This is a genomic window from Corallococcus interemptor (genome assembly GCF_003668875.1).
Classification (GTDB): domain Bacteria; phylum Myxococcota; class Myxococcia; order Myxococcales; family Myxococcaceae; genus Corallococcus; species Corallococcus interemptor.
Genome location: NZ_RAWM01000425.1, coordinates 1 through 399, shown reverse-complemented (window position 1 = coordinate 399; position 399 = coordinate 1). Strand labels below are relative to the sequence as shown.

Annotated in this window: 1 protein-coding gene; it reads right to left on the bottom strand. The window is 46.4% G+C overall.

The features are described from left to right. Window positions 1-37: 37 nt before the first annotated feature. The coding region (locus D7X96_RS41960) for a hypothetical protein (RefSeq protein WP_208647472.1) at window positions 38-399 on the bottom strand (362 nt) is incomplete at its 5' end.

Below are 399 nucleotides of genomic sequence, written 5' to 3'. Positions count from 1 at the left end.
GAGATCCAGTGTCGGGCGACCACCCCTTATCAATCTCTCATTGATAAATCGATGAAAGGGTTGCATTTGACCCTAGACCAGTAGATAATCCAGCGTACGCGGGAGCTTCTTCAGTAGGGGCAAAGGAATCAATAGCAGTTAACCCAGCCTTTCCCCCGTAGTTGCATTTGAACCTGTCGTTCAACAAAAAGGGGCAGCTCGAAAGCAGCAAACTACGGATAGCTATCAAAAGAGAAACTACATCCGGAAACACATCTATCTGATCCTGTATCTGCTCCCGACTCTGCTTTTGAATCCCCTGGTTTAAGAGCATCAGCAAAAGGGAGTTCATAAAAGGATCATTCCGTAACTGGTTCGCTCTCCTTTGATTGCTGCTAAGATTGCAAGGGAGTGTATCTC